The organism is Pseudomonas aylmerensis, from assembly GCF_001702265.1.
In the GTDB taxonomy this organism is placed as follows: Bacteria; Pseudomonadota; Gammaproteobacteria; order Pseudomonadales; family Pseudomonadaceae; genus Aquipseudomonas; species Aquipseudomonas aylmerensis.
In genome coordinates, this window is the sequence record NZ_MAUE01000015.1 from 33,718 (window position 1) to 58,905 (window position 25,188).

The following is a 25,188-nucleotide window of genomic DNA, read 5'->3' on the forward strand; positions in this document are numbered from 1 at the left end:
TAGTCTTTTTTATAAAGGAACTCCCACGAAGCTTCCGGGTCGGCTGATGTACCTATTTTCATTTCACTACACGGATGGGTCGGATGAAACAGATGTCCTTCGTCGAGACCGAGCATGCTGGCGCCGCCAAGGACGCTCTGTATGCCCGCCTCTCAGGCCCCAGGCACGCTAACGCAAGCCAGCAGGCTGTGCACGACTTTGATAGCTGTCGGAATATCGAATCAGGCGCCGTATTCATTATTGCCTCCGGCCTGTCAGCCAAGTCGTTCCCGTTCGAAACGTTTGCGCACGTGCCAATGATCACGATGAATGGCGCTGTCTCAATGTTTCTGAACACAGACATCCAACCGTTTTTTTACGCCTGCACCGACAGAAGCTTCTCCAAGCAACAGCCGGATTTATTCAAATACGCCATGGCAACCAGCAAACGCGTGGCGCTGTGGGAGGACCATGCGCGATCGTCCCGTGCGCGCCCGACCGGGCAGCTCTATCGGCTGACCAAGGCGAAAAGACCCTCCTGGCTCGATGCGGCCATGGGCAGACACGCTGCCCTGGTGGCTGACCACTCCCTGCTCGCAATGCGCAAAAGGCCGGTAGGCTTCAGCAAAGACATGAGCAAGGGCTTTTTCGACGCACGAACCGTGGCCTACCTGGCCATCCAGTTGGCCTACCACGCAGGCTTCACCAAGGTCTTTCTGGTCGGCGTCGACCTGCATGAAAATTCGGGACGAGACCCAAGACTCGGTCAAGTCGCCCTGCGGGCTCGATGAACACTATGAAACCCGCATCCTTCCCTCGCTCGAGCTGATGTCCAGGAAGGTCATGGGTGATGACTTCATGGTGTACAACTTCTCCGACTGCTCGCGGATCCCAGAGAGCGTCATACCCCGCGTGACGCTGGGGGAAGTCCAGGCGATGCTCCAGTAAGCCTACGCGCACTCAGGGCCCAGCCCTGGAGCGCGCCGATCACGCTCCCCCTTCAATCGCCGCGGCCGGGCAGCATGCCTGCGAGCACGTTGTCCTTGTCAATGAAGTGATGCTTCAGCGCCACCAGTGCATGCCCACCCACAAGTACCCCGCATAGCCAGGCAGTGTAGGTGTGGATGGCCTTCGCCAAGTCATAGAGACTTTGATCAGGCTCCACCAGCGGCGGCAACAGCAACAACCCGGCGAGCAGGATGGGTTTGTCTGCAACCGAACTCCAGTACCAGCCAGACATCGGCAACCCCACAAGCGCGACGCCGTACAACAGCAGATGACCGACGAACGCGCCCCGCTGCATCAGCGGGCTCATCGTCGCAGGCATCGCTGGGGCCGCATGTGTAAGACGCCAGCCAACACGCAGGACGATAAGCAAGAGCAGAACGCTGGCCATCGCCTTATGGACAAAGGTGAGCTGGTGCTGAGGGTTAAGCTCATCGCGCCAATGCACCGCCACAATCCCGACAAACCAAGCCGCCACCCAGATCAGCGCCATGCCCCAGTGCAACCACTTCGCGGTGGCCGTATAGCTTTCTGCCTTCGACATTCGGATAGCCCTCCCTTTCTTAGAAGCTTGGATTATCGTCAATAGGCGTTATCGAAAAACCGTAAAATGCCGATGATGATGATCGAGTTTTCTGATTTTTCAGGGGGGACGGCGGGTATTCAGATAGGCTGCAGCAGTAGCAAAGTGGGGACTTCACCGACCTTCGCGGTCAGCGTGCGAAGCGCGATTATTTTTTTGCGGGCATGAAAAAGCCCAATCGTTTCAGATTGGGCTAAGTCATTGAAAATATGGTCGGGACGGAGTGATTCGAACACTCGACCCCTAGCACCCCATGCTAGTGCGCTACCGGACTGCGCTACGCCCCGACTAGGCGTGTTACTGGGTTTGCTTCGCAACGAAGCGATCAGGAATATACCGCAAGCTTTTGAAATGTGGAAGTATTTTAAAAGCCGGATTTATTTCTTCAAAACCACCAGCACATCTTCGAGTTCGGAGATCATCTGGCGGATCAGTTGCTTGTATTGGGTGGTGTCGTCTTTGGCTTCATCACCGGACATGCGCTGGCGCGCACCACTGATGGTGAACCCCTGGTCGTACAGCAACGCACGGATCTGTCGGATCATCAGCACATCCTGGCGCTGATAATACCGACGGTTCCCGGTGCGTTTGACGGGGTTGAGTTGAGGAAACTCCTGCTCCCAATAGCGCAGCACGTGCGGCTTTACCGCGCATAGCTCGCTGACTTCACCAATGGTGAAGTAGCGTTTGCCTGGGATGACGGGTAGCTCGTCGTTATGACTTGGTTCCAGCATAAGCCTCAACTCGGGCCTTCAACTTCTGCCCTGGACGAAAGGTGACCACACGGCGAGCCGTGATCGGGATTTCTTCTCCCGTTTTTGGATTGCGGCCAGGCCGCTGGCGTTTGTCCCGCAGGTCAAAATTGCCGAAACCGGACAATTTGACCTGCTCATTGTCTTCCAGAGCGTGCCTGATCTCTTCAAAAAACAGCTCGACCAATTCCTTGGCCTCGCGTTTGTTCAGACCCAACTCTTCGTACAGACGTTCCGCCATCTCAGCTTTCGTCAAAGCCCCCATACGTCACTTCCTTAACGTGGCGTTCAACCTTTGTTCGAGCGAGGTGAGGATATTTTGTGTCGTGGTATTCACCTCATCGTCATTAAGAGTGCGCGATGGATGCTGCCAGGTCAAGCCAACTGCAAGGCTTTTTCTATGCGGATCAATGCCTTTACCCTGATAGACGTCAAATAGCCTGAGGTCTGTCAGCCATTCCCCTGCATTTTCACGGATTACATCCAGAACGGCAGTGGCGGCCACTTCACGGTCAGCGATCAGCGCCAGGTCGCGACGCACTTCAGGGAAGCGCGACAACTCGCTGAATTTAGGCATCTTGCCCGCGGCGACTTCAGCCAGGACCAGCTCGAAAACGAAGACTGGGCGGTCCAGCCCCAGGGTTTTCGACAGCTCAGGGTGAATAGCCCCCACGAAACCCACCAGGCGACCTTCGCGCTCAATGCGTGCAGTCTGGCCCGGATGCAGTGCCGGATGCTGACCCGGTACAAAAGTGAAGTCATCCAACGCACCGGCAAAGCCCAATACTGCTTCCACGTCGGCCTTGACGTCGAAGAAGTCCACGCCATCGCGGCCCTGCGCCCAGCCTTCCGGCAGACGGCTGCCACAGACCACACCCGCCAGCATTGGCTCTTGCTTGAGGCCGTCGAGTTGACCGACGAAACGCAGGCCGCTTTCGAACATGCGCACGCGGTCTTGCTGACGGTTCAGGTTGTGGGAAAGCGCCTTCACCAAGCCAGGCCACAGCGACGAACGCATGGCAGCCATGTCATTGGAGATCGGATTGGCCAACAGCAGCGGCTCGACGCCCGGGTTGAACAGTTCGAACTGCTTCGGGTCGATGAAGCTGTAGGTCACCGCTTCCTGGTAGCCACGGGCAACCAGCAGACGGCGCAACTCAGGCAAGTGCGCACGCGCCTCGGCCTTGGGTTGTGGTGCCAGGCGGGCTTGCGGGTAGCGAACCGGCAGACGGTTGTAACCGTATAGACGCGCCAGTTCTTCGATCAGGTCGACTTCCAGGCTGATATCGAAGCGATGGCTTGGCACTTCAACGTGCCACTGCCCTTCCCCACCGGCGGTAATACCCAGACCGAGAGCGGACAACAGTTGCTCGATTTCAGCCGGCGCGATCACCAGGCCGAGCATCTGCTCGACGCTTTTGGCACGCAGCGTAATCCGCGCAATGGACGGCAGGTACTGCTCACTGACGGTTTCAGTGATCGGACCCGCTTCACCACCGGTGATTTCCAGCAGCAGGCCCGTGGCGCGCTCCATGGCTTCACGGGCGAGCTTCCAGTCCACACCACGCTCGTAGCGGTGCGAGGCATCGGTGTGCAGGCCGTAGGAACGCGCCTTGCCAGCGATGGCGATCTGGTCGAAAAACGCGCTCTCCAGGAAGATATCGCGGGTAGTCGCGGATACACCGCTGTGCTCGCCACCCATCACACCGGCAATGGCCAGGGCGCGGAAATGGTCGGCGATTACCAGGGTATCGGCACGCAGGCTGACTTCCTGGCCATCGAGCAGCACCAGCTTCTCGCCTTCTTCGGCCATGCGTACGCGGATGCCACCGTTGATTTCGGCGAGATCGAACGCGTGCAGCGGTTGGCCCAATTCCAACATCACGTAGTTGGTGATGTCGACAGCCGCATCGATGCTGCGCACGTCAGCGCGACGCAGGCGCTCGACCATCCACAGCGGAGTAGGCTTGGACAGGTCGACGTTACGGATTACCCGACCCAGGTAACGTGGGCAGGCGTTGGGCGCCAGCACTTCGATCGAGCGCACTTCATCGTGCACTGCCGCTACAGGAGCGACCACGGGGCGGGTCACGGGGGCGTTGTACAGCGCACCCACTTCACGGGCCAGGCCGGCCAGGGACAGGCAGTCGCCACGGTTCGGGGTCAGGTCGACCTCGATGCTGGCGTCTTCCAGTTCCAGGTAGACACGAATGTCCTGGCCAACCGGTGCGTCGGCCGGCAGCTCCATCAAGCCGTCGTTGCCCTCGCCCACCTGCAGCTCGGCCTGGGAGCACAGCATGCCGTTGGACTCGACGCCACGCAGCTTGGCCTTCTTGATCTTGAAGTCGCCTGGCAGCTCGGCACCGATCATGGCGAACGGGATCTTCAGGCCCGGGCGCACGTTAGGCGCTCCGCACACGACCTGGAAGGTCTGCGCGCCATTACTGACCTGGCACACACGCAATTTGTCGGCGTCTGGATGTTGCTCGGTGCTCAGCACCTCGCCCACCACCACGCCACTGAAAACACCGGCGGCCGGCGTCACGCTATCGACCTCAAGGCCGGCCATCGACAGACGAGCAACCAGCTCGTCGCGACCTACCTGCGGGCTTACCCAGCCACGCAGCCATTGTTCACTGAATTTCATCCTGCTCTCCTAAAGATTCGTTACGACTAGCGAAATTGCGCGAGGAACCGCAAGTCGTTGTCGAAGAACAGACGCAAGTCATTCACGCCGTAACGCAGCATGGCCAGGCGCTCGACGCCCATGCCGAAGGCAAAGCCCGAGAACTCTTCCGGGTCGATCCCGGACATGCGCAGCACGTTGGGGTGAACCATGCCGCAGCCCATCACTTCCAGCCAGCCGGTCTGCTTGCAGACGCGGCAGCCTTTACCGCTGCACATCACGCATTCCATGTCGACTTCGGCGGACGGCTCGGTGAACGGGAAGAACGAAGGACGGAAGCGCACCGCCAGCTCTTTCTCGAAGAACACCCGCAGGAACTCTTCGATGGTGCCCTTGAGGTCGGCGAAGTTGATGTCGCGATCAACCAGCAGGCCTTCAACCTGGTGGAACATCGGCGAGTGGGTGATATCGGAGTCGCTACGGTACACACGGCCTGGGCAGACGATGCGGATCGGCGGCTTGTTCGCTTCCATGGTGCGGACCTGTACCGGCGAGGTATGGGTGCGCAACAGCATGTTCGCGTTGAAATAGAAGGTGTCGTGCATCGACCGGGCCGGATGATGGCCTGGGATGTTGAGCGCCTCGAAGTTGTGATAGTCGTCTTCGACCTCAGGGCCTTCGGCAATGCCGTAGCCGATGTGGGTGAAGAACTGCTCGATTCGTTCCAGAGTCCGGGTGATCGGATGCAGACCGCCCGAGGCCTGGCCACGGCCAGGCAAGGTCACGTCAATCGACTCGGCGGCGAGCTTGGCCGCTAGATCGGCCTCCTCGAGCGACGCCTTGCGCGCATTGAGCACCTCTGTGACACGCTCCTTGGCAACGTTGATCAGCGCACCGACTTGCGGACGCTCTTCAGCCGGCAAATTCCCCAGGGTCTTCATCACCTGAGTCAATTCGCCCTTTTTGCCAAGGTAGTGAACCCGGATTTGCTCCAGGGCATTGATATCTTCAGCGCTTTGCACAGCCTCAAGAGCTTGAGCGACGAGCGCGTCCAGGTTTTCCATGTACAGACTCCAGATACAAAATAGGGGAAGAGCTTGAAGGCTCTTCCCCTATTTATGACGTTTAACACCTTGGGCCACAGGAGTGACCCAGGGTGACTGTCGGGGGTACTTAAGCCAAGGTGGCTTTAGCTTTCTCGACAATCGCAGCAAACGCCGCTTTTTCGTTCACTGCCAGATCAGCCAGAACCTTACGGTCGATCTCGATGGACGCTTTTTTCAGGCCAGCGATGAAACGGCTGTAGGACAGACCGTTAACACGAGCACCAGCGTTGATACGAGCGATCCACAGAGCGCGGAACTGACGTTTTTTCTGACGACGGTCACGGTAGGCGTATTGGCCTGCCTTGATTACCGCTTGCTTGGCAACACGGAATACGCGTGAGCGTGCGCCGTAGTAGCCTTTAGCAAGTTTCAGAATTTTTTTGTGACGTTTACGGGCAATGACGCCACGCTTTACACGAGCCATGAGTTACTTCCTCTATTCTTGATCCAAAAATTAACGAAGGCGCAGCATGCGCTCGACTTTTGCCACGTCAGACGGATGCAGCAAGCTGCTACCGCGCAGTTGACGCTTACGCTTGGTCGACATTTTGGTCAGGATGTGGCTCTTGAAAGCGTGCTTGTGCTTGATACCGTTAGCAGTTTTCAGAAACCGCTTAGCAGCACCACTTTTAGTCTTCATCTTTGGCATGTTCGGATACTCCGCATTCAGTTGATAAACATAATCAGAAGGCCTGCCGTGCCCTGTTGATTACTTCTTCTTTTTCGGGGCGATGACCATGATCAGCTGGCGTCCTTCCATCTTAGGATGCTGTTCGACCGAACCGTACTCGAGCAGGTCAGCTTCAACCCGCTTGAGGAGTTCCATCCCCAGCTCCTGGTGGGCCATCTCACGGCCGCGGAATCGCAAGGATACCTTGGCCCTGTCCCCATCACTCAGGAAACGTACCAGGTTGCGCAGTTTTACCTGGTAATCCCCTTCCTCCGTCCCTGGACGAAACTTGATTTCTTTTACTTGAATCTGCTTCTGGTTTTTCTTCGCCGCAGCAATCTGCTTCTTCTTCTCGAAGATCGACTTGCCGTAGTCCATCACCCGGCAAACAGGCGGGACTGCGTCGGCGGAGATTTCCACCAGGTCCAATTTGGACTCTTCAGCGATACGAAGCGCTTCATCAATCGAGACGATGCCAATCTGCTCGCCGTCAGCGCCAATTAACCGAACCTCGCGTGCCGAGATATTCTCGTTGATCGGGGCTTTCGGTGCAGCTCGTTTATCTTGTCTCATTTCACGCTTAATAATAATTACTCCGAATCTGGGCGACCACGCCGGGAAACCGCTTGCGCGAGGAACTCAGCGAACTGGGCGACGGGCATCGAGCCCAGGTCAGCACCTTCACGAGTACGCACAGCGACAGTCTGCATCTCGACTTCCCGATCTCCGATAACCAAAAGATAGGGAACCTTGAGCAAAGTATGCTCGCGGATTTTAAAGCCGATCTTTTCATTTCTCAAGTCGGACTTGGCACGAAATCCGCTTTCGTTGAGAGTTTTTTCAACTTCAGCGGCAAAATCTGCCTGTTTATCAGTGATATTCATGATCACTGCCTGGGTCGGAGCCAGCCACGCAGGGAATGCACCCTCGTAGTGCTCGATCAGGATCCCGACGAACCGTTCGAACGAGCCGAGGATCGCCCGGTGCAGCATAACCGGGTGTTTACGGCTGTTGTCTTCGGAGACGTATTCGGCTCCCAGACGGATCGGCAGGTTAAAATCGAGCTGCAAGGTACCACATTGCCAGACACGGCCAAGGCAATCTTTCAGCGAGAACTCGATCTTCGGCCCGTAGAAGGCCCCCTCGCCCGGCTGCAGGTCGTACGCAAGGCCCGCACTGTCTAGCGCTGCGGCCAGCGCAGCTTCGGCGCGATCCCACAGCTCGTCGGAACCGACACGTTTTTCCGGACGAGTGGACAGCTTCATTTCGACTTCGGTAAAGCCGAAATCGCGATAGACATCCATGGTCAGCTTGATGAACGCGGCGGATTCGGCCTGCATCTGCTCTTCGGTGCAGAAGATGTGGGCGTCGTCCTGGGTGAAGCCGCGCACACGCATGATGCCGTGCAGCGCACCCGAGGGCTCGTTACGGTGGCAGGCACCGAACTCGGCCAGGCGCATCGGCAACTCGCGGTAGCTCTTCAGCCCCTGGTTGAACACCTGCACGTGGCACGGGCAGTTCATCGGCTTGATGGCGTAGTCGCGGTTTTCCGACTGGGTGGTGAACATGTTGTCGGCGTAGTTGGCCCAGTGCCCGGATTTCTCCCACAGGCTGCGGTCAACGACTTGTGGAGTCTTGATCTCCAGGTAGCCGTTTTCGCGCTGGACCTTGCGCATGTATTGCTCGAGCACCTGGTACAGGGTCCAGCCGTTCGGGTGCCAGAACACCATGCCCGGCGCTTCTTCCTGGAGGTGGAACAGATTCAGGCGCTTGCCGATCTTGCGGTGGTCGCGCTTTTCAGCTTCTTCGATGCGCTGGATGTAGGCCGCCAGCTGCTTCTTGTCAGCCCAGGCAGTGCCGTAGATCCGCTGCAGCTGCTCGTTCTTCGCGTCGCCACGCCAGTAGGCACCGGACAGCTTGGTCAGCTTGAACGACTTGAGGAAGCGTGTATTCGGCACGTGCGGGCCACGGCACATGTCGACATATTCTTCGTGGTAATACAGGCCCATGGCCTGCTCGTCCGGCATGTCTTCCACCAGACGCAGCTTGTAGTCTTCGCCACGGGCGGTGAACACGTCGATCACTTCGGCGCGCGGCGTGACCTTCTTGATCACGTCGTAATCTTTTTCGATCAGCGCGTGCATGCGCTGCTCGATAGCCGCCAGGTCGTCCGGGGTGAAAGGACGCTCGTAGGCGATATCGTAATAGAAGCCTTCTTCGATGACCGGGCCGATCACCATCTTCGCGGTCGGGTACAGCTGCTTGACCGCATGGCCAATCAAGTGCGCGCAAGAGTGGCGAATGATCTCCAGCCCCTCTTGATCCTTGGGCGTGATGATTTGCAGGCTGGCGTCACGGGTGATCAGGTCGCTGGCATCCACCAGCTTGCCGTCGACCTTGCCGGCCACGGTGGCCTTGGCCAGGCCTGCACCAATGGATGCGGCGACCTCGGCTACGGAAACCGAATGATCGAATGAACGTTGACTGCCGTCGGGAAGAGTAATAGTTGGCATGGCGCCTCCTCTCCTAGTGGTGACCCCTACCAAAGGTCACGTGGGTTGGGATGAGCCAGTACAAGATCCAACACCAGGCCGTTCAGTGATGAACGCCTGCCTTACAGCGGCAGGAGCCTTTCGGCCAACCGATAATCGAACCAGAGTGACTGGAGTGAGCTAAAAAGAAACATGGCAAGGCGGCAATTGGCACGCCCGGAATTCGCCAAGCGCAAGATGCTAGCACAGATGAACGGTCATCGCGCCGACGGCATCCTGCGTAAACGCAAATTCCGGCCTTTATAGCTGCAAAAGTGAACTTGAGCTGTACGCCATGCCTCAAACCCACTGAGAATCGCCGTTCGTCCTCGACCCAAAGGAGCATCCCATGATGCGTTTCACCTCTACCCTCGCTCTCGCCGCTACCCTGAGCCTCCTTTCCCTCGGCGCGCAGGCTGCAGCCCCATCCAACTGGCCAGCCGGCGCCCGTGACAGCTTCGTTAAAGACTGCAGTGCAGCCGCCCAACAGAACGTGGACGCCAAAACTGCCAAAGACCATTGCGAATGTGGCGCAGACAAGATCAACGCAGAATTGAGCACTGCCGAGATCAAGGAGCTGATGACCAATCAGAACGCGGATCCTGCGCTCAAGAACAAGGCAGTCGCGGCGATTACGTCGTGCAAAGTCGTGAAGAAAAAGTAACTCCGACCCGAAATCAGACGGTCGTTTTGCTGAAAAAAAGGCCTGAAAACTGCCATTTCGCACAAATTACGCAGCTTTTACGGCTTTTTTTAACAGCTGATATTTCGTGCTAAAGCCCCGTAGATCGGGGCTTTCAGCCAAGAACAGCACTAAACGCAACGCTATTGATTAGCAAACAATGCCTTGGGGGGGCTCCCAAGTCGAACATTTCGACTATGATAGCCCAGTGTGCCCAGTTGGCCTGAGCAGCACAGCACTACTGAAAATATATGTTTCTTGGAGATACACCATGTCTAATCGCCAAACCGGCACCGTTAAATGGTTCAACGATGAAAAAGGCTTCGGCTTCATCACTCCTCAAGGTGGCGGTGACGACCTGTTCGTACACTTCAAAGCTATCGAAAGCGACGGTTTCAAAAGCCTGAAAGAAGGCCAAACCGTTTCCTTCGTGGCTGAGAAAGGCCAAAAGGGTATGCAAGCTGCACAGGTTCGCGGCGAGTAATTCTCCGCTGAGCTAAAAAAAACCCCGTCCATGTGACGGGGTTTTTTATGCGCGCTGCAAAAGCCGGCAGGCTATCAGCCGCAGTTGACCCGCGTGATCACCAGGTTATCGTCGGTGTTGAGGTTCAAGCGGTCGGAGCGGTATTCCAGGGTGATCATATCGTTGGGCTTGAGGATGCGCGCGTTCTGCGCACCGGCACGGGTACGGGCCTGCTCCAGCAACTGGGGCGAAGCTTTCTGGCCGATCGTGAATTCGGCGGCCTTCGACTCACAGCGGCTATGACCGGCATCGGCCACGGCGGCGTCTTTGGCTGGCTCAGAGGCACCCTGGGTGCTGCAACCCGCCAAGGCGAGTGCTGCCAACAAAGTACCGAATGATGCGAGCTTCCAAGGCATGAAGCCTCCTATGATAAAAAATGGACAGAGATCGTGCGACAGCAGTCGCGCGGATTGGTTTCAAGACGTAAACCGCCGCCGGGCAAGTCTGCCTGACTCTGCACCGGCATTCGCCCGGTCAATCGTGACCAGATATGAAAACAATCAGTAGATATCGATGTAGTCAAACGGCGGCTTCGGCCAGTTCTGCTTCAACGCATTGAAAATCTGCGTGACCCATACCTCATCGCTTGCCGCCACATTGCCTACGTAACCAGAGCCTTTGGCCCAGGTTTCCAGGCGAAACAGCAGCCCATCGATGTCCACGCCGCCCACAGCCTTCCCGGAAGAGATGTAGGCAATACCGCCCTTGGTTACCCGCAACTGGGTATGTTCGTCGTCGCTGGCGCTGGCGATCAGTTGACGCACCGCAGCCAGGGTCAGGTTCTCGGGGTTGTTCAAATCGATCTGCACGCGGTGTTCCCCGGCAATTGGACAGGCGCACAGTGTCGCACAGGGCTGGGCATCTGCCGAAGCGCTTGATGCCTAAGTAGCAGTGCCAAACGCCGCGCAAAATGGTTAACTGCGCCCGTGAGAACCGCGTTCCAGCGCATTGCCCAGTACTTTCAGCCCCGTGAGATTTCCATGACCACCGTAACCCTCCAAGCCGACATCAAAGCCAAGTGGCCCCAAGGACAGAGCTCCTACAGCCCCGGAAGCCCGGAGGAATTGGCGATCATCGGCATCGACCTGCTGGTCAAGGAACTCGGCACTCAGGCGGCGCAAGCCTTCATCGGCCAGATATTCGAGAAATACCCAGCCGACCACATGGGCGCACACGACCCCGAGCGCGAATAAGAACCGGTCGGCGAGCGCCGACCGGCAGCAGCATTACTTCAGACGCGCGAGGCGCTCGGTGAGCAGGTCGAAGAAGCCCTGGGCGTCGCCGTTTTCAACCCAGAACGCGTTCTTCGGTTGTTTCAGGCCGTCGTACCAATCGACGATGGTCTGGCCGAAGGTCGGGCCTTCACGGCTGTCCACCACCACATTGACCTCACGGCCGCTGAACAGCGAAGGCTTGAGCAGGTAGGCAACTACGGTAGCGTCATGCACCGGGCCGCCGGGAATGCCGTAGTGCTCCATGTCGCCCTTGACGTATTCATTCAGGATATCGCCGACGATCTTGCTCGCGTTGTTCTTGATATCGGCGATCTGTTTCAGGCGCGCTTCACTGGTCAGGACCTTGTGGGTCACGTCCAGCGGCAGGTAAGTCAGCTTCACCCCGCTCTTGAGCACGATCTCGGCCGCTATCGGGTCCGCGAACAGGTTGAACTCGGCCACAGGCGTGATATTGCCGCCATTGAAGTGCGCACCGCCCATCACCACCACTTCCTTGATGCCTTGGGTGATTCCAGGCGCCTGGGTCAGCGCCAGTGCGAGGTTGGTCTGCGGACCGAGCATGGCGATAGTGATGCTGTGGGGCTTGGCGGTGCTCAGGGTCTTGATCAGGTAGTCGACGGCATTGCCGTCAGCCAGGCCCTTTTTCGGTTCATGCACGGTGACCCCGGAAATCCCCTCCTTGCCATGGATGTTCTCGGCGTAGATCGGCGTGCGCAGCAGTGGCTGTGGCGCACCGGCGTACACCGGAATGTCCTCGCGCCCCGCCCACTCGCGCGCCAGGCGTGCGTTGCGAGAGGTCTTGTCCAGGCGCACGTTGCCGGCGACGGTGGTCAGCGCACGAATGTTCAACTCATCCGGCGAGGCCATGGCGAACAGCAACGCCACCACATCATCGGCGCCAGGATCGGTGTCGATGATCAGGTCGATTTTTTCCGCCGCTTGGGCGCTTGCAGCAGTGAGCGCGGACAAAAGCAGAACACTCCGAAACAGATTTTTCAGGGTTGGGAGACCACATTGCATAAAACACTCCTTGTCGTTGGGAACTCTAGAAGGTTACGCCGGACACCAGCGCGATATTGCAGTAAGGCTGGCATTCGCCGGTGCGCACCACGGCGCGCGCCTTGCGGCTGAGTTGTTTGAATTCGTCATGGTTGACCAGCCGCCGCTCACCCAGGGCCGCCTGTTCGGTGAGCGTATTGAGCTCGGCCAGCGCCGGCGGCTGCTTGAGCAGGATCTCTTCGGCCAGCACATGGCTTTCCACCTGCATCTCACTGAGCACGATGCGCAAGGTGCTGATGAAATCCGGGATGCCCTGGGTCAACGCCAGGTCGATCAACTCGACGCCGGGCGGTACCGGCAAGCCGGCATCGCCGATCACCAGGATGTCGCCGTGACCCAGGGAGGCGATCACGCGCGACAGGGCGATATTGAGCAGAGGGGTCTTTTTCATGAGGGCACAAAACCTTGTACGTCGTGCAGCGTGGGAATGGAGGGTTGCGCACCGGCACGAGTGACCGACAGCGCTGCCGCGACCTGGCCAAAACGAATCGCCTCGGCTTCGCGCTTGCCATTGGCCAGTGCTGCTGCGAAGCCACCGACAAACGTATCGCCGGCCGCAGTGGTGTCCACTGCCTTGACCTTGGGTGCCGGCAAATGCTCGAACACTTGGCCGTCAGTAAACAGCGCGCCCTCGGCCCCCAGGGTGATGATGACCTTACCGGCGCCCGCCTTGATCAACTGCGTCGCAGCGACCTTGGCGCTGTCGAGGGAATCAACCGTCACGCCGCTCAGCGCACTGGCTTCGCTTTCGTTGGGGATCAGGTAGTCGATCGAGGCGTACCATTCGGCCGGCAAGGGCGCGCTGGCCGGGGCCGGGTTGAGGATCACCGTCTTGCCCAGTTCGCGACCGCGCTTGAGGGCATAACCCACGGTCTCCATCGGCACTTCCAGCTGGCAGACGATCACGTCGGCCGCCTGCAGCACGGCATCAAACGCCTGCAACGAAGCAGGCGTCAGCTGACCATTGCTGCCGGCAACGATCACGATGGCGTTCTGGCTGTTGTCATCGACCACAATCAGCGCCACGCCGCTGGAGCCATCTACGGTGCTGACGGCCTGGCAATCGATGCCTTCCACCAGCAACGCGTCACGCAGCTGAGTGCCATACGCATCGCTGCCGACGCAGCCGACCATCGCCACCTCCGCCCCGAGCCGCGCCGACGCCACAGCCTGGTTCGCCCCCTTACCGCCGGGCACGGTGGAAAACGTCTGGCCAACCAAGGTTTCACCGGCACGCGGCAGCCGGCTGGCACGGGTGACCAGGTCCATGTTCAAGCTGCCTACTACCACTACTTTTGCTGGCATACATCAGTACTCATCAATTCGGTTCAGCGGTATTGCGCAAACGTACCGGCGATAGGCGCCGTCGACTCGCGCAACACGATGCTCGGCGTCACGATCCGTTGATCGATCGGCAGTTGGGGTGTTGCAATTCGTCGCAATAAAAGCTCGGCCGCGGTCTCGCCCAGTTGCACGATCGACTGCCCGACCGTGGTCAACGCCGGGTAGACATAGCGACCCATTTGAATGTCATCGAACCCGATCACCGACAGCTCGCCGGGTACACGGATATTACGCTCGGCAGCGGCGCGCAATACGCCGAAACCGATCATGTCGTTGCTGGCGAAAATCGCACTGGGCGGGTTTTCCGCCAGCAGCTTCACCGCCGCGGCATACCCGCCGGTGCTGGTAAAGTCACTTTCCTGCGCGCGATCAGCCGCCACCTCGACGCCCGCCTCGCGCAGCGCGCGGTGATATCCCGCCAGGCGCATCTGCGCGACACGGGTATGGCCCGGGCCGCCGATGCAGGCGATGTCCCGATGGCCCAGTTCGAGCAAATGCCGGGTGGCCAGGTACGCGCCCTGCTCATGGTCGATGCGCACCAGGTCGACATCAATGCCGTCCAGCGCCCGGTCGACGATCACCATCGGCGTGCGCACCGCGCTCAAGCCGGCGGCGAGGCCACTGTCATCGCCGCCCACCGAGGTCACGATCAACCCGTCGACGCGCTTCTCCAGCAACACGCGCAAATAGCTGCGCTGCTTTTCGGCGTTGTCATCGGAGTTGCAGAGGATCACGCAGTAGCCGTTACGCTCGCAATAATCTTCGATGCCGCGCGCCAGTTCGGCAAAGTATGGGTTGAGGCTGTTGGGCACCAACAAACCAATGGTTGCCGTGGTCTTGGCCTTGAGCGAACGCGCGACGGCGCTGGGCACGTAGTCGAGCTGCTTGATCGCCGCTTCGACTTTGATCCGTACCGGCTCGCTGACCGGGCGCGTCTTGTTCACCACGTGGGACACCGTGGTGTAGGAAATGCCTGCAAGCGCTGCCACATCCTTGATCGTTGCCATGGTTCAGCCTCGACGACTGGCGCGCTGGCTGCGGTAGGTATCGAGCACCACGGCAATCACGATCACGGCCCCGGTGATGATGCGTTTGGTCGGTTCCGTGGCACCGATCTGCGCAAGGCCGGCGGCCAATACCGAAATGATCAACACGCCGAAGAAGGTGCTGATCACCGAACCGCGTCCGCCCATCAGGCTGGTGCCGCCGATCACCACCGCTGCAATCACTTGCAGTTCCAGGCCGGAGCCGGCATTCGGATCCGCCGCTTCCAGGCGTGAAATCTGGAACAGGGCCGCCACACCGGCCAACAGGCCCATGAGGCTGAACACCAGGATTTTATACGGCTTGGGGTTGATCCCCGCCAGGCGCACGGCCTCTTCGTTGGTGCCGATGCCGATCAGGTAGCGCCCGAAGACAGTGCGGGTCAACACCAGTTGGGCCGCTATGATCACCAGCAAGGCGATGATGAACGACGGCGAAATCCCAAAGGCAATCGGGTTGGACAGCCAGGCAAACGAGTCACCGATGTAGGCGGTGCGCGAACCGGTCATCTGGTACGCCACGCCACGGGCCATTTCCAGCACGCCCAGGGACACGATAAACGAGGGGATCCGCCAGGCCACGGTGATCGAACCGGTGATAGTGCCGGCCAATGCGGCGCAGCCCATGCCGAGCACGGCCGCCGGCAAGACGCTCCAGCCCCAGCCGAGAATCGCCACGCTGACCGCCGACGCCGCCAGTGCCAGCACAGAGCCCACCGACAGATCGATGCCACCGATGATCAGGATGAAGGTCATGCCGACCGCCAGCACCATCAAATCTGGAATCTGGTTGGCCAGGGTGCTGAAGGTGTCATAGGACAGGAAGTGATCGCTGAGCACCGAGAACAGCGCAATCATCGCCAGCAACGCGCCCGCCAACCCCAGGTAGGTACCCAGGCCGTAGAAGTTGCCGCCAGTTTTACCGGGGGAAGTTGTTGTTTTCATGGGGTATCCCTAAGCACTGCGTCATTGAGCAGCGCATCACGTTTCTGATAGCCGGCAAAGGCGGCGGCGAGCAATTCGTCCTGGGTCCAGCTGTCGCGCTCGAAGGTCTCGATCAGGCGGCCGGCAGACAGCACGCCGATGCGGTCGCAGATCAGCATGAGTTCGCGCAGGTCACTGGACACCACCACCAGCGCTTTGCCCTGGCGGGTCAATTCGCCGAGCAAGGCATAAATGTCGAACTTGGCACCCACGTCGATGCCACGCGTGGGCTCGTCGAACAGCATCACCGAGCAGTCGCGTTCCAGCCAGCGGCCAATCACGACTTTCTGCTGGTTGCCGCCCGACAGCTCCGACACCAGCTGCGCCGGGCTGGAACTGCGGATACGCATGGCGTCGATCTGGCGCTTGGCCAAGGCGGTTTCGTCGCGGCTGTTGACCACGCCGCCGCCGGAGATTTCCGGCATGTTGCCCAAGGCGATATTGGCGCTGATGGACTGGGTCAACAGCAGGCCTTCGCCCTTGCGATCCTCGGTGATCAGCGCAATGCCATGGCCGACCGCGTCCACTGGCGAACGAATGCTCACCACTTGGGCCGGCGAACCCAGGGCCACCGTGCCGCTGTCGGCCAGGTCGGCGCCGAAAATCAGGCGCAGCAACTCGGTGCGACCGGCGCCGATCAGGCCGGAGATGCCATAGATCTCGCCGGCACGCACTTCAAAGGAGACGTCGCGGACCTTGTCCGCGCGGGTCAGGCCTTTAACCGTCAAGGCCGGGCCGCCGATGCTGCGCGGCCCCAGGTCAATGTGTTCGCCCAGCTCGCGACCGACCATCAAGGTGACCAGTTGCTCGCTGTTGTAGTTGGCCATCGGCTCGACGCACACCAGCTTGCCGTCACGCAGGACCGCAATGCGTTGGGCGACACGGGCGAGTTCTTCAAGCCGGTGTGAAATGTAGATGATCGCCACGCCCCGGGCCTGCAGGCGGGTGATTTGTTCAAACAGCATCTCGACTTCACGGGCAGTCAACATGGCCGTGGGTTCGTCGAGGATCAGTACATGGCAGTCGCCGATCAGGTTGCGGGCGATCTCGACCATTTGCTGGTGGCCGATACCGAGGCTGCCGACCAGGGTGTCCGGGTCGATGGCGTCCAGGCCGACCTGGGCCATGGCTTCGATGGCGGCTTTGCGCAACTGCTTGCGACTGATCCAGCCACAGTGGCTGGGCAGATTATCCAGGAACAGGTTTTCGGCCACGGTCAGCGTCGGCAGCAGGTTGAGCTCCTGCATGACCATGCGCACGCCCAGTTCTTCAGCCTGGGTGCGGCTGCCGGGGCGGTAATCCTGGCCGTTGAACTGCATATGCCCGGTCGTCGGCGTGACCAGCCCGCCGATGATTTTCGACAACGTGCTTTTACCGGCGCCGTTCTCACCGGTCAGCGCCAGCACTTCCCCACGATTGAGCGTCAGGGTGATGTCGGACAGAACCGGTTGGGCATAGGTCTTGCCGATACCGCTGACCGAGAGGACAGCGTTCGGGGCGGAAGATGACATAGGAAAATCTCCAGGCGCCCGCTCAGGACGAGCGGGCGCTGTTGGGTGCTGCCAGGATTACTTCTTGAGGACGAGTTCGACCGGGGTTTCGATCACGCCATCTTTGGCATCGACTTTCTCACCCTTGACCAGCTTGAGCGCGTTCTGGATACCGAACACAGCTTGCTGGGCAGCAGCCTGGTCAGCGGTCGCCAGGACGCGGCCGTCCTGCAGCATGGGCTTGATGGCTTCGATGTTGTCATAGCCAACTACCAGGACCTTGCCAGCCTTGCCGGCCGCACGCACGGCGGAAACCGCGCCCAGCGCCATGTTGTCGTTACCCGCCAACAAGGCCTTGAGGTCCGGGTATTCGCTCAGCATGGCCGAGGCCACTTTCTGGCCCTGGTCAATTTCCCAGTTGCCGGATTGAGTCGAGACGATCTTCATGCCGGCAGCGTCCATCGCATCCTTGTAGCCTGCGGTGCGCTGCTGGGCGTTGGTGGTAGTCGGTACGCCTTCGATGATGCCGACCTTGTCACCCGCGGCCAGTTGCTTGGCCAGGTAATCGCCGACCAGCTTGGAGCCTTTGCGGTTGTCCGGGCCTACGAACGGGATGTCGAGGTTTTTGCTTTTCAGCACGTCCGGGTCCAGGCGGTTGTCGATGTTGACCACCTTGATGCCGGCATCGGAGGCTTTCTTCAACACCGTCACGAGTGCCTTGGAATCGGCGGGCGCGATGACGATGGCGTTGACCTTGGCGAGGATCATCTGGTTGACGATATCGATCTGCGCGCTGGTATCGGTTTCGTTCTTGATACCGTTGGTGATCATGTCGAAATCGGCGGCGTGGTCTTTCTGATAGGCCTTGGCGCCGTCCTGCATGGTCACGAAGAATTCGTTGGCGAGGGATTTCATCACCAGCCCAACCTTGGGTTTGGCGGCGTCATCGGCGAATGCAGAGGAAAGAGGTAAAACGGCGGATGCGGCAGCAAGCACAGCGACAGCAAGAAGACGTCCAGCGAATGGCAGCTTCATGGGTTCACTCCGATCTTATGATTATTGTGAGCAACGCTTGCACCGAAGAGTGCTTCGGCAGCCCTCCCACCCGGGGTGGCTGATACGAGCTGTCACGTTACTCCAGGAGTGCGCCGTGAAACATCTCGCAAACGTTTGCGTTAATCAAACTATGAGAACCTTGTCGAGATTTGTCAACGGTAGAAACCCGTCTTTCATCCAAGCCCTCTAGCGCCTGGCCTCGCAGTGTGCAAGGCGCGAGATTAAACATTGCGACCTGCCCTTCGTTCTCTAAAACGACAGCCTTTGCCGGATCATTCGCCACCGCCCTCATGGAACCAGTGCGCCTTTTCGGACAACCGAACGCAATCGCAGCCAATGTTCGGAAAGCCGGACGAAGGGCGTTCGAACGCACTCAAAAACAACAAAATAAGTTGTTTCAAATCAACAGCTTAATTTATATCCGCGAATACAATCAGCCTGGTACAGATCCTGCTCTCATCCTGCACCTCGTGGCATTCAGAACCGCCCGGGTGTTCTAGATGAACCTGCTACAGCACTCATCAAAAACCAGAGAGAAAAATAATGAAATCTGCACTGAAGAACATTGTCCCGGGCGCATTAGCCCTCCTGCTGCTGTTCCCTGTTGCCGCCCAGGCAAAGGAAGCCGAAACCAAGACCAAGCTGTCCAACGTGGTGATTCTCGCCACCGGCGGCACCATTGCCGGCGCTGGCGCCAGCGCGGCCAACAGTGCCACCTACCAGGCGGCGAAAGTCGGTATCGAGCAATTGATCGCTGGTGTTCCTGAGCTTAGCCAGATCGCCAATGTACGCGGCGAACAAGTGATGCAAATTGCGTCCGAAAGCATCAATAACGAAAACCTGCTGCAACTGGGCCGTCGCGTCGCCGAACTGGCCGACAGCAAGGACGTGGATGGCATCGTGATCACCCACGGTACCGACACCCTGGAAGAGACCGCCTACTTCCTGAACCTGGTGGAAAAAACCGACAAGCCAATCGTCGTGGTCGGCTCCATGCGCCCAGGCACCGCCATGTCGGCGGACGGCATGCTCAACCTGTACAACGCCGTGGCCGTGGCCGGCAGCAAAGACGCGCGCGGTAAAGGCGTGCTGGTGACCATGAACGACGAGATCCAGTCGGGTCGTGACGTCAGCAAGATGATCAACATCAAGACCGAAGCGTTCAAGAGCCCATGGGGCCCGCTGGGCATGGTGGTTGAAGGCAAATCCTACTGGTTCCGCCTGCCTGCCAAGCGCCACACCATGGATTCGGAATTCGACATCAAGACCATCAAGAGCCTGCCGGACGTGGAAATCGCCTATGGCTATGGCAACGTGAGCGACACAGCGGTCAAGGCCCTGGCCCAGGCTGGCGCCAAAGCCATCATCCATGCCGGCACCGGCAATGGTTCGGTATCTTCCAAGGTGGTCCCTGCCCTGCAGGAACTGCGCAAGCAAGGCGTACAGATCATCCGCTCTTCCCACGTGAATGCCGGTGGCTTCGTTCTGCGTAATGCTGAACAACCTGACGACAAGTACGACTGGGTCGCCGCACATGACCTGAACCCGCAAAAAGCCCGCATCCTGGCCATGGTCGCCCTGACCAAGACCCAGGACAGCAAAGAGCTGCAACGGATGTTCTGGGAATATTGATTCCTGGCCATACCTTGTAGGAGCTCGCCTCTCCAGGCGCGCTCCTACACATTTCACTCCCCCGCCTTACGCAAAACTACCTGAACAGCTGTCAGACGAACTTCTTGAAATTTAAGCAGTTGCGAAATCGCCCACAGTTAAATACTGTATGTGCGTACAGCTTATTAAGGAATACTCCGTGGCAAAGTCCTCTTCCGCAGCGCCAACCCCGCCTGATGCCTACGAACGCCTGGCCATTCGTGTGCAAAAGATCATCAACTCGACCAACGCCCAAAAAGCCAAGGCAGCCTTGATCTTCCGCCTGCCGGACGAGCCGGAGGATGAGTGGGAGCGGTTGCTGGAAGAAATTGCGGAGAACGACAACGTCACCCTCGCCTATCGGGACGACGGTGGCGTGCAGATTTTCTGGGTTGTACCGAAGGAAGATTGATTCAATGAGTGTCCGTTTTATCGCTGTGTGCTGCCTGTTCTTTGCTGTCAGTGCCCAGGCCCAGGCACCCCGCACCTTCAGCGAAGCCAAGAAAGTCGCCTGGAAACTCTATGCCCCCCAATCCACCGAGTTCTACTGCGGCTGCAAATACACCGGCAATCGCGTAGACCTGAAAGCCTGCGGCTACATCCCGCGCAAAAACGCCAACCGCGCCGCCCGCATCGAGTGGGAGCACATTGTTCCGGCCTGGCAGATCGGGCACCAGCGCCAGTGCTGGCAGAACGGCGGGCGCAAGAACTGCACGCGCCACGATGACGTGTTCAAGCGCGCCGAGGCAGACCTGCACAACCTGGTGCCGAGTATCGGCGAGGTCAACGGTGACCGTAACAACTTCAGTTTTGGCTGGCTGCCGGTGCAAAGCGGGCAGTACGGTTCATGCCTGACCCAGGTCGACTTCAAGGCCAAGAAGGTCATGCCCCGCCCGTCTATCCGCGGAATGATCGCGCGCACCTATTTCTATATGAGCAAGCAGTACGGCTTGCGCCTGTCGAAACAGGATCGCCAGCTCTACGAAGCCTGGAACAAGACCTACCCGGTGCAGGCTTGGGAGCGCCAGCGCAACCAGACCGTGGCGTGTGTGATGGGACGTGGCAATGAGTTCGTCGGCCCGGTGAACCTGAAGGCCTGCGGTTGAAACTGGGCGGTACTCCCGCCCATCCAGCCGGTTATTGCGCAGCCGCGTGCTCGATGACTTGCGATTCGGTATCGGTTTTCTTGGCGCGTGCCAGCTTTTCAGTGAGTTGCACCTGCTTGGCCTCGGCTTCAGCCTTGGTGGCGAACGGCCCCAGCAGCACTTCGTCCTTGCCGTCGACCTTCACGATGTAAAAATTGAAACCATGTTCCAGCAACCAGGCCGTGAGGTCGGTGAGCGCCTGTAATTTGTGGTCGGGTGGCCCGACCCATACATCCCACTCCTGAGCGGCAATCGCGCCGGTTTGTGGCTGGCTTTCAGTCACGGCAGGCTTGGCCTTGGGCGCATCGACGCTTTTGCCTTCACCGCAACCGGCCAATGCCAACACCGCAATTGCCATCGCTACTTTACGCACTGCCCTGCTCCTTAAAGGATTAAAGAGGCGACTTTATCATTCACTGTCTATTCTGGCCGTCATAAACGTTGGCTTAAACAATGCGAATGATGTATCGCAGACCTGTATGATGCCGGCATGGGAATTAATGCCGCCTCTATGCGTCCTAAAAGAGGCAGCCACAGGGAAGCGCTTAGCAGTAAGCTACACACATCTGACATCTGCCCTGTCTGAAACACGTGTCCTTAAAAGTAATCAAGGAGAAGTCCATGCTTATACTCACCCGCAAAGTCGGTGAAAGCATAAACATCGGTGATGACATCACGATCACCATCCTGGGCGTCAGCGGCCAGCAAGTACGAATCGGCATCAACGCACCCAAGGATGTTGCCGTGCATCGCGAGGAGATCTACCAGCGCATCCAGGCCGGCCTGAGTGCCCCGGACAAAAACCAGACGCCTTGAAGAACCTTCAGTAGCCAGCCCTTTCGTTCACTGTAACGGCTGGCGAAAACCCCTTCGAACCGCTCTTGTGTCTATTGCGTGACTGACGCCTCCAATGCATTCATCTTCGCGCCAAGATGAAACTGTCTTCACGCTTTGAACTTGTCGTGTCATCCATAGCCGAATCATCTACTGATACCCTGCCATCCGTGTGCGCGAAGGAGCACGTCGATGAGGCCAACCCCTGCGCAACCATTCGCTCTACGAGCCTGGATCATCGCCCTCCTGATAGGGCTGGCATTCGTGGGGCTGGAATATGGCTTGAGGCTTGAAATCGCCGGCACCGACCCCGCCGATCCGCCGTCCTGGCTCGACCTCACACTGGTGCTGGGTGGCTACCTCTTCATGTTCTGCCTCAAGCCCATCCAGAGGGCCGTACAGCTTAAATTGTGTCAACAAACCGCTCAGAAAAATGCACGTTGATGCGCAGCGCTTCGCTATCAGATCGCCGGTATTTACAGCGGCGCAGCACGACCTATGCTTTGCTCTGCACGCTCACTGAAAGGTGCTGAAACCGATGGACACTTTGAGCAAGTCGCAAATCGAGTCTGCACTGGCTGCCCGTCTGCCGAGCTACAAGGTCACCTGCACATTGCACGCCGACGGCACCCTGTCGGCGGTGCTCAGCGGCCCGGAAACCGACCATTTCGCAATTACCGGAATCGTGCGCGCGCACTATCGTGGGGCGGAAGCCATTGCCCGGCTGGCGAATGAAATTCTCAGGGAAATGGTGCTGTCCCGCCAGGCGATGAGGAATGACCGTATGCAGCCTCCCTCTGCTTCACCTGGCTGCGAACAAGGCCGAGACCGGTAACGGGCTCGGCCTTTTTTGTATCAGCCCACTTCATTCTGCAAGGACAGCAAGCCATCAGCACCGCGCTGCACGCGCAGGTGGGCATAGCCGTCAATCCTGGCGTGCTCGGTCACCATGGGCTTGAGGTGCGTCGACGTTACGACCATCACGTCCGCCCCTGCCGCTTCTCCCGCACAAATCCCCACCGACGCATCTTCAAACACCAGGCAGTCCTGCACCGGCACGCCCAGGCGCTGCGCCCCCAACAGGTAACAGGCCGGGTCGGGCTTGCCAATGGCGACGTCTTCGGCCGTGACCAGCACCGCCGGCGGGGCAATCCCGGCCGCTCGCAGCCGACGCAACGCCAGCTCACGGGGCGCTGAGGTGACCAGCGCCCATTGATCGCCCGGCAGGCGGTTCAGAAACGCGACCGCGCCGGGGATCGCGACAATGCCATCGACATCATTGATTTCCGCTTCGGTAATCCACTGCGCCTCTACTTCAGGATCAACCCCCGGCAACGCCTGGCGGGTGATGGTATCGATCGCGCGGGCGCCATGAATGGTGGTCAGGAACGCCGCCACGTCCAGGCCGTGGCGTTCGGCCCAGGTACTCCACACCCGCTCGGCGGCGGCGATGGAGTTGAGCAGGGTGCCGTCCATATCGAACAGAAAGGCGCGGTAACGGCGGGCAAATACGGCTGAACCTCGGATGGACACTGCGTGGCTTCCTCGTGGGCGGTAACAAATAATCGGCCCGATGCAATCTACGGATCACCTCGGTGCTTGTAAACGCCGCCAACCCCTCGATCGCATTACAGCTTTGTAATGAAGCTGTAAGTCTTGTCAGCACCCTCACTTCATACAGTGGCGGCGTCAGTCACCCACACCGGTTGACGCCACCTTCCCACTGATGAAAAGGGTCACCCCATGAAACCTGCAAGCAAACTCTGCCTGATCGCCGCCAGCCTGCTGATGCTGGGTACCGGCACCGCCCTGGCCGGCACTGTCGCACCGGTCAAAGCCAACAACGTGGTGCTGGTGCACGGTTCCTGGGCAGATGGCTCGAGCTGGTCCGAAGTGATCACCCGCCTCCAGGCCGCCGGCCTGCACGTCACCGCCGTGCAAAACCCACTGACATCGGTGGCCGACGATGTCGCCGCCACCAACCGCGTACTGAATCAACAGGACGGTCCTACCGTGCTGGTCGGCCATTCCTACGCCGGCACCGTGGTAAGCGATGCCGGGGTGAACCCCAACGTCAGCGCCCTGGTGTACGTGGCGGCCCGCGCCCCGGATGCCAATGAAGACTTTGTCGCGCTTTCCGCCAAGTACCCGACCATGCCGGTGCGGGCCGGTGTGGAAGATCACGATGGCTACCTCACGCTGAGCCAGGACGCGTTTCTCAAGTACTTCGCCGCCGACGTGCCGCACGCCAAGGCCATGGAGCTGTACGCCGTGCAGCAACCCATCACCAAGAGCCTGTTCAGCGGCCGCACCGTGAACGCCGCCTGGCACACCAAGCCGTCCTGGTACGCGGTGTCGACCCAGGACCAGACCATCAACCCGGACCTGGAACGGTTCCTCGCCAAGCGCATGAACGCCAGCACGATCGAGCTGCCCTCGAGCCACTTGTCGCTGGTGTCCCACGCCAAGGAAATCACCGACCTGATCCTCGAAGCCTCCGGCCGCCAGCCTTGAGCCCTTGCATTACAAACTTGTCATGAACCTGTTGGTTGGCTGTTCGGAGCGCTTGGTTACCGTGAACCCACTGCCACGCTCTGGCAGCCAACCTATTAAGAGAGAGATCGCCATGAAACTGTTTATCCTCGGCTTTGCCGCTTTGCTTGCCACTGGCACCGTGTTCGCCGCCGAACCCGTCATCCACGACAAGACCGGCTTTTTCGTGCACCTGGATGTCGACAAAGTCTTGTCGAGTACCGATACCTACGGCCAATGCGGCATCGTTCCCGCGCGTCTCGACTACCTGGACCACCAGGGCCGCGAACACGTGCTGGACTACCAGGTACAGGCGATCGGTTGCCCGAGTGACAATTGATCGGACTACACTTGCGCAA

Annotated in this window: 31 protein-coding genes, 1 tRNA gene and 1 pseudogene; 12 read left to right on the forward strand and 21 right to left on the reverse strand. The window is 59.1% G+C overall.

Annotation, left to right across the window (positions count from 1 at the left end; genetic code table 11):
- Positions 1-83 precede the first annotated feature (83 nt).
- Positions 84-927 (forward strand): annotated as a pseudogene (locus tag BBG20_RS12295) (lipopolysaccharide biosynthesis protein).
- Positions 928-979: 52 nt separating this feature from the next.
- Here BBG20_RS12295 and BBG20_RS12300 read toward each other — a convergent pair.
- From BBG20_RS12300 to thrS, 10 genes are all read right to left on the reverse strand, one after another.
- Positions 980-1,528 carry a cytochrome b gene (locus BBG20_RS12300; RefSeq protein ID WP_065903649.1) on the reverse strand — a complete coding sequence of 183 codons (549 nt, stop codon included), beginning with the start codon at positions 1,526-1,528 and terminating at the stop codon, positions 980-982.
- A 249-nt stretch (positions 1,529-1,777) separates the two neighbouring features.
- Positions 1,778-1,854 (reverse strand) — tRNA-Pro (locus BBG20_RS12305).
- Positions 1,855-1,944: 90 nt separating this feature from the next.
- A complete protein-coding gene (locus tag BBG20_RS12310; protein ID WP_003174972.1) occupies positions 1,945-2,301 on the reverse strand; it encodes a MerR family transcriptional regulator in 357 nt (118 codons plus the stop codon).
- Positions 2,282-2,584, reverse strand: a complete 303-nt coding sequence (gene ihfA / locus BBG20_RS12315; RefSeq protein ID WP_002553164.1) for an integration host factor subunit alpha — start codon at positions 2,582-2,584, stop codon at positions 2,282-2,284. Before ihfA ends, BBG20_RS12310 begins: the two co-directional genes overlap by 20 nt.
- A gap of 3 nt (positions 2,585-2,587) precedes the next feature.
- On the reverse strand, positions 2,588-4,966 hold the full coding sequence (gene pheT, locus BBG20_RS12320) for a phenylalanine--tRNA ligase subunit beta (protein ID WP_065903653.1): 2,379 nt from the start codon (positions 4,964-4,966) through the stop codon (positions 2,588-2,590).
- Between the two features lie 26 nt (positions 4,967-4,992).
- Entirely contained in the window at positions 4,993-6,009 is a 1,017-nt protein-coding gene (gene pheS / locus BBG20_RS12325; protein ID WP_034099107.1) for a phenylalanine--tRNA ligase subunit alpha, read from the reverse strand.
- 109 nt (positions 6,010-6,118) lie between these two features.
- Positions 6,119-6,475, reverse strand: a complete 357-nt coding sequence (gene rplT, locus BBG20_RS12330; protein ID WP_002553161.1) for a 50S ribosomal protein L20 — start codon at positions 6,473-6,475, stop codon at positions 6,119-6,121.
- 30 nt (positions 6,476-6,505) lie between these two features.
- Entirely contained in the window at positions 6,506-6,700 is a 195-nt protein-coding gene (rpmI, locus tag BBG20_RS12335; RefSeq protein WP_002553160.1) for a 50S ribosomal protein L35, read from the reverse strand.
- A 60-nt stretch (positions 6,701-6,760) separates the two neighbouring features.
- Positions 6,761-7,312, reverse strand: coding sequence for a translation initiation factor IF-3 (gene infC, locus BBG20_RS12340; RefSeq protein WP_169850653.1), 552 nt, complete (start codon positions 7,310-7,312; stop codon positions 6,761-6,763).
- Positions 7,312-9,234: a threonine--tRNA ligase gene (gene thrS, locus BBG20_RS12345; protein WP_065903656.1), complete on the reverse strand. Its 1,923-nt coding sequence runs from the start codon at positions 9,232-9,234 to the stop codon at positions 7,312-7,314. Before thrS ends, infC begins: the two co-directional genes overlap by 1 nt.
- Positions 9,235-9,601: 367 nt before the next feature.
- Here thrS and BBG20_RS12350 point away from each other — a divergent pair, with 367 nt between their 5' ends.
- Positions 9,602-9,916 carry a hypothetical protein gene (locus tag BBG20_RS12350; protein ID WP_083221367.1) on the forward strand — a complete coding sequence of 105 codons (315 nt, stop codon included), beginning with the start codon at positions 9,602-9,604 and terminating at the stop codon, positions 9,914-9,916.
- A 289-nt stretch (positions 9,917-10,205) separates the two neighbouring features.
- The gene (locus BBG20_RS12355; protein WP_003234260.1) at positions 10,206-10,418 is read left to right on the forward strand and encodes a cold-shock protein; all 213 of its coding nucleotides are present in this window, start codon (positions 10,206-10,208) and stop codon (positions 10,416-10,418) included.
- A gap of 74 nt (positions 10,419-10,492) precedes the next feature.
- On the opposite strand, the gene BBG20_RS12360 is transcribed toward BBG20_RS12355, so the two are convergent.
- The gene (locus BBG20_RS12360) at positions 10,493-10,813 is read right to left on the reverse strand and encodes an I78 family peptidase inhibitor (protein WP_065903659.1); all 321 of its coding nucleotides are present in this window, start codon (positions 10,811-10,813) and stop codon (positions 10,493-10,495) included.
- Positions 10,814-10,957: 144 nt separating this feature from the next.
- A complete protein-coding gene (locus BBG20_RS12365) occupies positions 10,958-11,266 on the reverse strand; it encodes a hypothetical protein (protein WP_065903662.1) in 309 nt (102 codons plus the stop codon).
- Positions 11,267-11,437: 171 nt separating this feature from the next.
- Here BBG20_RS12365 and BBG20_RS12370 point away from each other — a divergent pair, with 171 nt between their 5' ends.
- Positions 11,438-11,650: a hypothetical protein gene (locus BBG20_RS12370; RefSeq protein ID WP_010209115.1), complete on the forward strand. Its 213-nt coding sequence runs from the start codon at positions 11,438-11,440 to the stop codon at positions 11,648-11,650.
- Between the two features lie 33 nt (positions 11,651-11,683).
- On the opposite strand, the gene BBG20_RS12375 is transcribed toward BBG20_RS12370, so the two are convergent.
- From BBG20_RS12375 to BBG20_RS12405, 7 genes are read right to left on the reverse strand one after another with little or no spacing between them, the layout of a single operon-like run.
- A complete protein-coding gene (locus tag BBG20_RS12375; protein ID WP_065903665.1) occupies positions 11,684-12,712 on the reverse strand; it encodes a nucleoside hydrolase in 1,029 nt (342 codons plus the stop codon).
- 25 nt (positions 12,713-12,737) lie between these two features.
- Positions 12,738-13,142 carry a D-ribose pyranase gene (gene rbsD, locus BBG20_RS12380; RefSeq protein ID WP_065903671.1) on the reverse strand — a complete coding sequence of 135 codons (405 nt, stop codon included), beginning with the start codon at positions 13,140-13,142 and terminating at the stop codon, positions 12,738-12,740.
- Positions 13,139-14,056, reverse strand: coding sequence for a ribokinase (rbsK, locus tag BBG20_RS12385; RefSeq protein WP_065903689.1), 918 nt, complete (start codon positions 14,054-14,056; stop codon positions 13,139-13,141). Before rbsK ends, rbsD begins: the two co-directional genes overlap by 4 nt.
- A gap of 23 nt (positions 14,057-14,079) precedes the next feature.
- Entirely contained in the window at positions 14,080-15,102 is a 1,023-nt protein-coding gene (locus BBG20_RS12390) for a LacI family DNA-binding transcriptional regulator (protein ID WP_065903694.1), read from the reverse strand.
- A 3-nt stretch (positions 15,103-15,105) separates the two neighbouring features.
- On the reverse strand, positions 15,106-16,083 hold the full coding sequence (locus tag BBG20_RS12395) for an ABC transporter permease (RefSeq protein ID WP_010209107.1): 978 nt from the start codon (positions 16,081-16,083) through the stop codon (positions 15,106-15,108).
- Entirely contained in the window at positions 16,080-17,633 is a 1,554-nt protein-coding gene (locus BBG20_RS12400; protein WP_065903699.1) for a sugar ABC transporter ATP-binding protein, read from the reverse strand. Before BBG20_RS12400 ends, BBG20_RS12395 begins: the two co-directional genes overlap by 4 nt.
- 57 nt (positions 17,634-17,690) lie before the next feature.
- Positions 17,691-18,647, reverse strand: a complete 957-nt coding sequence (locus BBG20_RS12405) for a sugar ABC transporter substrate-binding protein (protein ID WP_065903701.1) — start codon at positions 18,645-18,647, stop codon at positions 17,691-17,693.
- 564 nt (positions 18,648-19,211) lie between these two features.
- Here BBG20_RS12405 and BBG20_RS12410 point away from each other — a divergent pair.
- From BBG20_RS12410 to BBG20_RS12420, 3 genes are all read left to right on the forward strand, one after another.
- Positions 19,212-20,300, forward strand: coding sequence for an asparaginase (locus BBG20_RS12410; RefSeq protein ID WP_065903702.1), 1,089 nt, complete (start codon positions 19,212-19,214; stop codon positions 20,298-20,300).
- 178 nt (positions 20,301-20,478) lie between these two features.
- The gene (locus BBG20_RS12415) at positions 20,479-20,730 is read left to right on the forward strand and encodes a DUF1654 domain-containing protein (RefSeq protein WP_177343942.1); all 252 of its coding nucleotides are present in this window, start codon (positions 20,479-20,481) and stop codon (positions 20,728-20,730) included.
- 4 nt (positions 20,731-20,734) lie between these two features.
- Positions 20,735-21,424, forward strand: coding sequence for an endonuclease (locus BBG20_RS12420; protein ID WP_065903705.1), 690 nt, complete (start codon positions 20,735-20,737; stop codon positions 21,422-21,424).
- A 31-nt stretch (positions 21,425-21,455) separates the two neighbouring features.
- Here BBG20_RS12420 and BBG20_RS12425 read toward each other — a convergent pair whose 3' ends face one another.
- Positions 21,456-21,821, reverse strand: coding sequence for a penicillin-binding protein activator LpoB (locus BBG20_RS12425; protein ID WP_065903706.1), 366 nt, complete (start codon positions 21,819-21,821; stop codon positions 21,456-21,458).
- Positions 21,822-22,084: 263 nt separating this feature from the next.
- On the opposite strand from BBG20_RS12425, the gene csrA reads away from it, so the two are divergent.
- The 3 genes from csrA (at position 22,085) to BBG20_RS12440 (ending at position 23,132) form a co-directional block, all read left to right on the forward strand.
- Positions 22,085-22,279 (forward strand): carbon storage regulator CsrA, encoded by a 195-nt coding sequence (gene csrA, locus BBG20_RS12430; RefSeq protein WP_027604095.1) that lies wholly within the window; start codon positions 22,085-22,087, stop codon positions 22,277-22,279.
- Positions 22,280-22,489: 210 nt separating this feature from the next.
- Complete coding sequence (locus BBG20_RS12435) at positions 22,490-22,741, forward strand: hypothetical protein (RefSeq protein ID WP_065903709.1); 252 nt, start codon at positions 22,490-22,492, stop codon at positions 22,739-22,741.
- 94 nt (positions 22,742-22,835) lie between these two features.
- Positions 22,836-23,132 carry a hypothetical protein gene (locus tag BBG20_RS12440; protein WP_065903715.1) on the forward strand — a complete coding sequence of 99 codons (297 nt, stop codon included), beginning with the start codon at positions 22,836-22,838 and terminating at the stop codon, positions 23,130-23,132.
- 20 nt (positions 23,133-23,152) lie between these two features.
- Here the strand turns inward: BBG20_RS12440 and BBG20_RS12445 are convergent, their stop codons facing one another.
- A complete protein-coding gene (locus tag BBG20_RS12445; RefSeq protein ID WP_065903719.1) occupies positions 23,153-23,830 on the reverse strand; it encodes an HAD family hydrolase in 678 nt (225 codons plus the stop codon).
- Positions 23,831-24,040: 210 nt separating this feature from the next.
- Here BBG20_RS12445 and BBG20_RS12450 point away from each other — a divergent pair, with 210 nt between their 5' ends.
- Positions 24,041-24,811: an alpha/beta hydrolase gene (locus tag BBG20_RS12450; RefSeq protein WP_065903721.1), complete on the forward strand. Its 771-nt coding sequence runs from the start codon at positions 24,041-24,043 to the stop codon at positions 24,809-24,811.
- 112 nt (positions 24,812-24,923) lie between these two features.
- Positions 24,924-25,169: a DUF2790 domain-containing protein gene (locus tag BBG20_RS12455; RefSeq protein ID WP_065903723.1), complete on the forward strand. Its 246-nt coding sequence runs from the start codon at positions 24,924-24,926 to the stop codon at positions 25,167-25,169.
- The last annotated feature ends 19 nt before the right edge of the window (positions 25,170-25,188 follow it).

Bases quoted from the DNA above. Each gene is read 5' to 3' on its own strand.
- BBG20_RS12390 (WP_065903694.1), bottom strand. From the start codon at position 15,102: ATGGCAACGATCAAGGATGTGGCAGCGCTTGCAGGCATTTCCTACACC.
- BBG20_RS12350 (WP_083221367.1), top strand. From the start codon at position 9,602: ATGATGCGTTTCACCTCTACCCTCGCTCTCGCCGCTACCCTGAGCCTC.
- BBG20_RS12400 (WP_065903699.1), bottom strand. From the start codon at position 17,633: ATGTCATCTTCCGCCCCGAACGCTGTCCTCTCGGTCAGCGGTATCGGC.
- pheT (WP_065903653.1), bottom strand. From the start codon at position 4,966: ATGAAATTCAGTGAACAATGGCTGCGTGGCTGGGTAAGCCCGCAGGTA.
- BBG20_RS12405 (WP_065903701.1), bottom strand. From the start codon at position 18,647: ATGAAGCTGCCATTCGCTGGACGTCTTCTTGCTGTCGCTGTGCTTGCT.
- csrA (WP_027604095.1), top strand. From the start codon at position 22,085: ATGCTTATACTCACCCGCAAAGTCGGTGAAAGCATAAACATCGGTGAT.
- BBG20_RS12425 (WP_065903706.1), bottom strand. From the start codon at position 21,821: ATGGCAATTGCGGTGTTGGCATTGGCCGGTTGCGGTGAAGGCAAAAGC.
- BBG20_RS12370 (WP_010209115.1), top strand. From the start codon at position 11,438: ATGACCACCGTAACCCTCCAAGCCGACATCAAAGCCAAGTGGCCCCAA.
- rplT (WP_002553161.1), bottom strand. From the start codon at position 6,475: ATGGCTCGTGTAAAGCGTGGCGTCATTGCCCGTAAACGTCACAAAAAA.
- BBG20_RS12455 (WP_065903723.1), top strand. From the start codon at position 24,924: ATGAAACTGTTTATCCTCGGCTTTGCCGCTTTGCTTGCCACTGGCACC.
- ihfA (WP_002553164.1), bottom strand. From the start codon at position 2,584: ATGGGGGCTTTGACGAAAGCTGAGATGGCGGAACGTCTGTACGAAGAG.
- BBG20_RS12375 (WP_065903665.1), bottom strand. From the start codon at position 12,712: ATGCAATGTGGTCTCCCAACCCTGAAAAATCTGTTTCGGAGTGTTCTG.
- rbsK (WP_065903689.1), bottom strand. From the start codon at position 14,056: ATGCCAGCAAAAGTAGTGGTAGTAGGCAGCTTGAACATGGACCTGGTC.
- BBG20_RS12450 (WP_065903721.1), top strand. From the start codon at position 24,041: ATGAAACCTGCAAGCAAACTCTGCCTGATCGCCGCCAGCCTGCTGATG.
- rpmI (WP_002553160.1), bottom strand. From the start codon at position 6,700: ATGCCAAAGATGAAGACTAAAAGTGGTGCTGCTAAGCGGTTTCTGAAA.
- BBG20_RS12300 (WP_065903649.1), bottom strand. From the start codon at position 1,528: ATGTCGAAGGCAGAAAGCTATACGGCCACCGCGAAGTGGTTGCACTGG.
- BBG20_RS12395 (WP_010209107.1), bottom strand. From the start codon at position 16,083: ATGAAAACAACAACTTCCCCCGGTAAAACTGGCGGCAACTTCTACGGC.
- rbsD (WP_065903671.1), bottom strand. From the start codon at position 13,142: ATGAAAAAGACCCCTCTGCTCAATATCGCCCTGTCGCGCGTGATCGCC.
- thrS (WP_065903656.1), bottom strand. From the start codon at position 9,234: ATGCCAACTATTACTCTTCCCGACGGCAGTCAACGTTCATTCGATCAT.
- BBG20_RS12410 (WP_065903702.1), top strand. From the start codon at position 19,212: ATGAAATCTGCACTGAAGAACATTGTCCCGGGCGCATTAGCCCTCCTG.
- BBG20_RS12420 (WP_065903705.1), top strand. From the start codon at position 20,735: ATGAGTGTCCGTTTTATCGCTGTGTGCTGCCTGTTCTTTGCTGTCAGT.
- BBG20_RS12310 (WP_003174972.1), bottom strand. From the start codon at position 2,301: ATGCTGGAACCAAGTCATAACGACGAGCTACCCGTCATCCCAGGCAAA.
- BBG20_RS12440 (WP_065903715.1), top strand. From the start codon at position 22,836: ATGGACACTTTGAGCAAGTCGCAAATCGAGTCTGCACTGGCTGCCCGT.
- BBG20_RS12435 (WP_065903709.1), top strand. From the start codon at position 22,490: ATGAGGCCAACCCCTGCGCAACCATTCGCTCTACGAGCCTGGATCATC.
- pheS (WP_034099107.1), bottom strand. From the start codon at position 6,009: ATGGAAAACCTGGACGCGCTCGTCGCTCAAGCTCTTGAGGCTGTGCAA.
- BBG20_RS12355 (WP_003234260.1), top strand. From the start codon at position 10,206: ATGTCTAATCGCCAAACCGGCACCGTTAAATGGTTCAACGATGAAAAA.
- BBG20_RS12360 (WP_065903659.1), bottom strand. From the start codon at position 10,813: ATGCCTTGGAAGCTCGCATCATTCGGTACTTTGTTGGCAGCACTCGCC.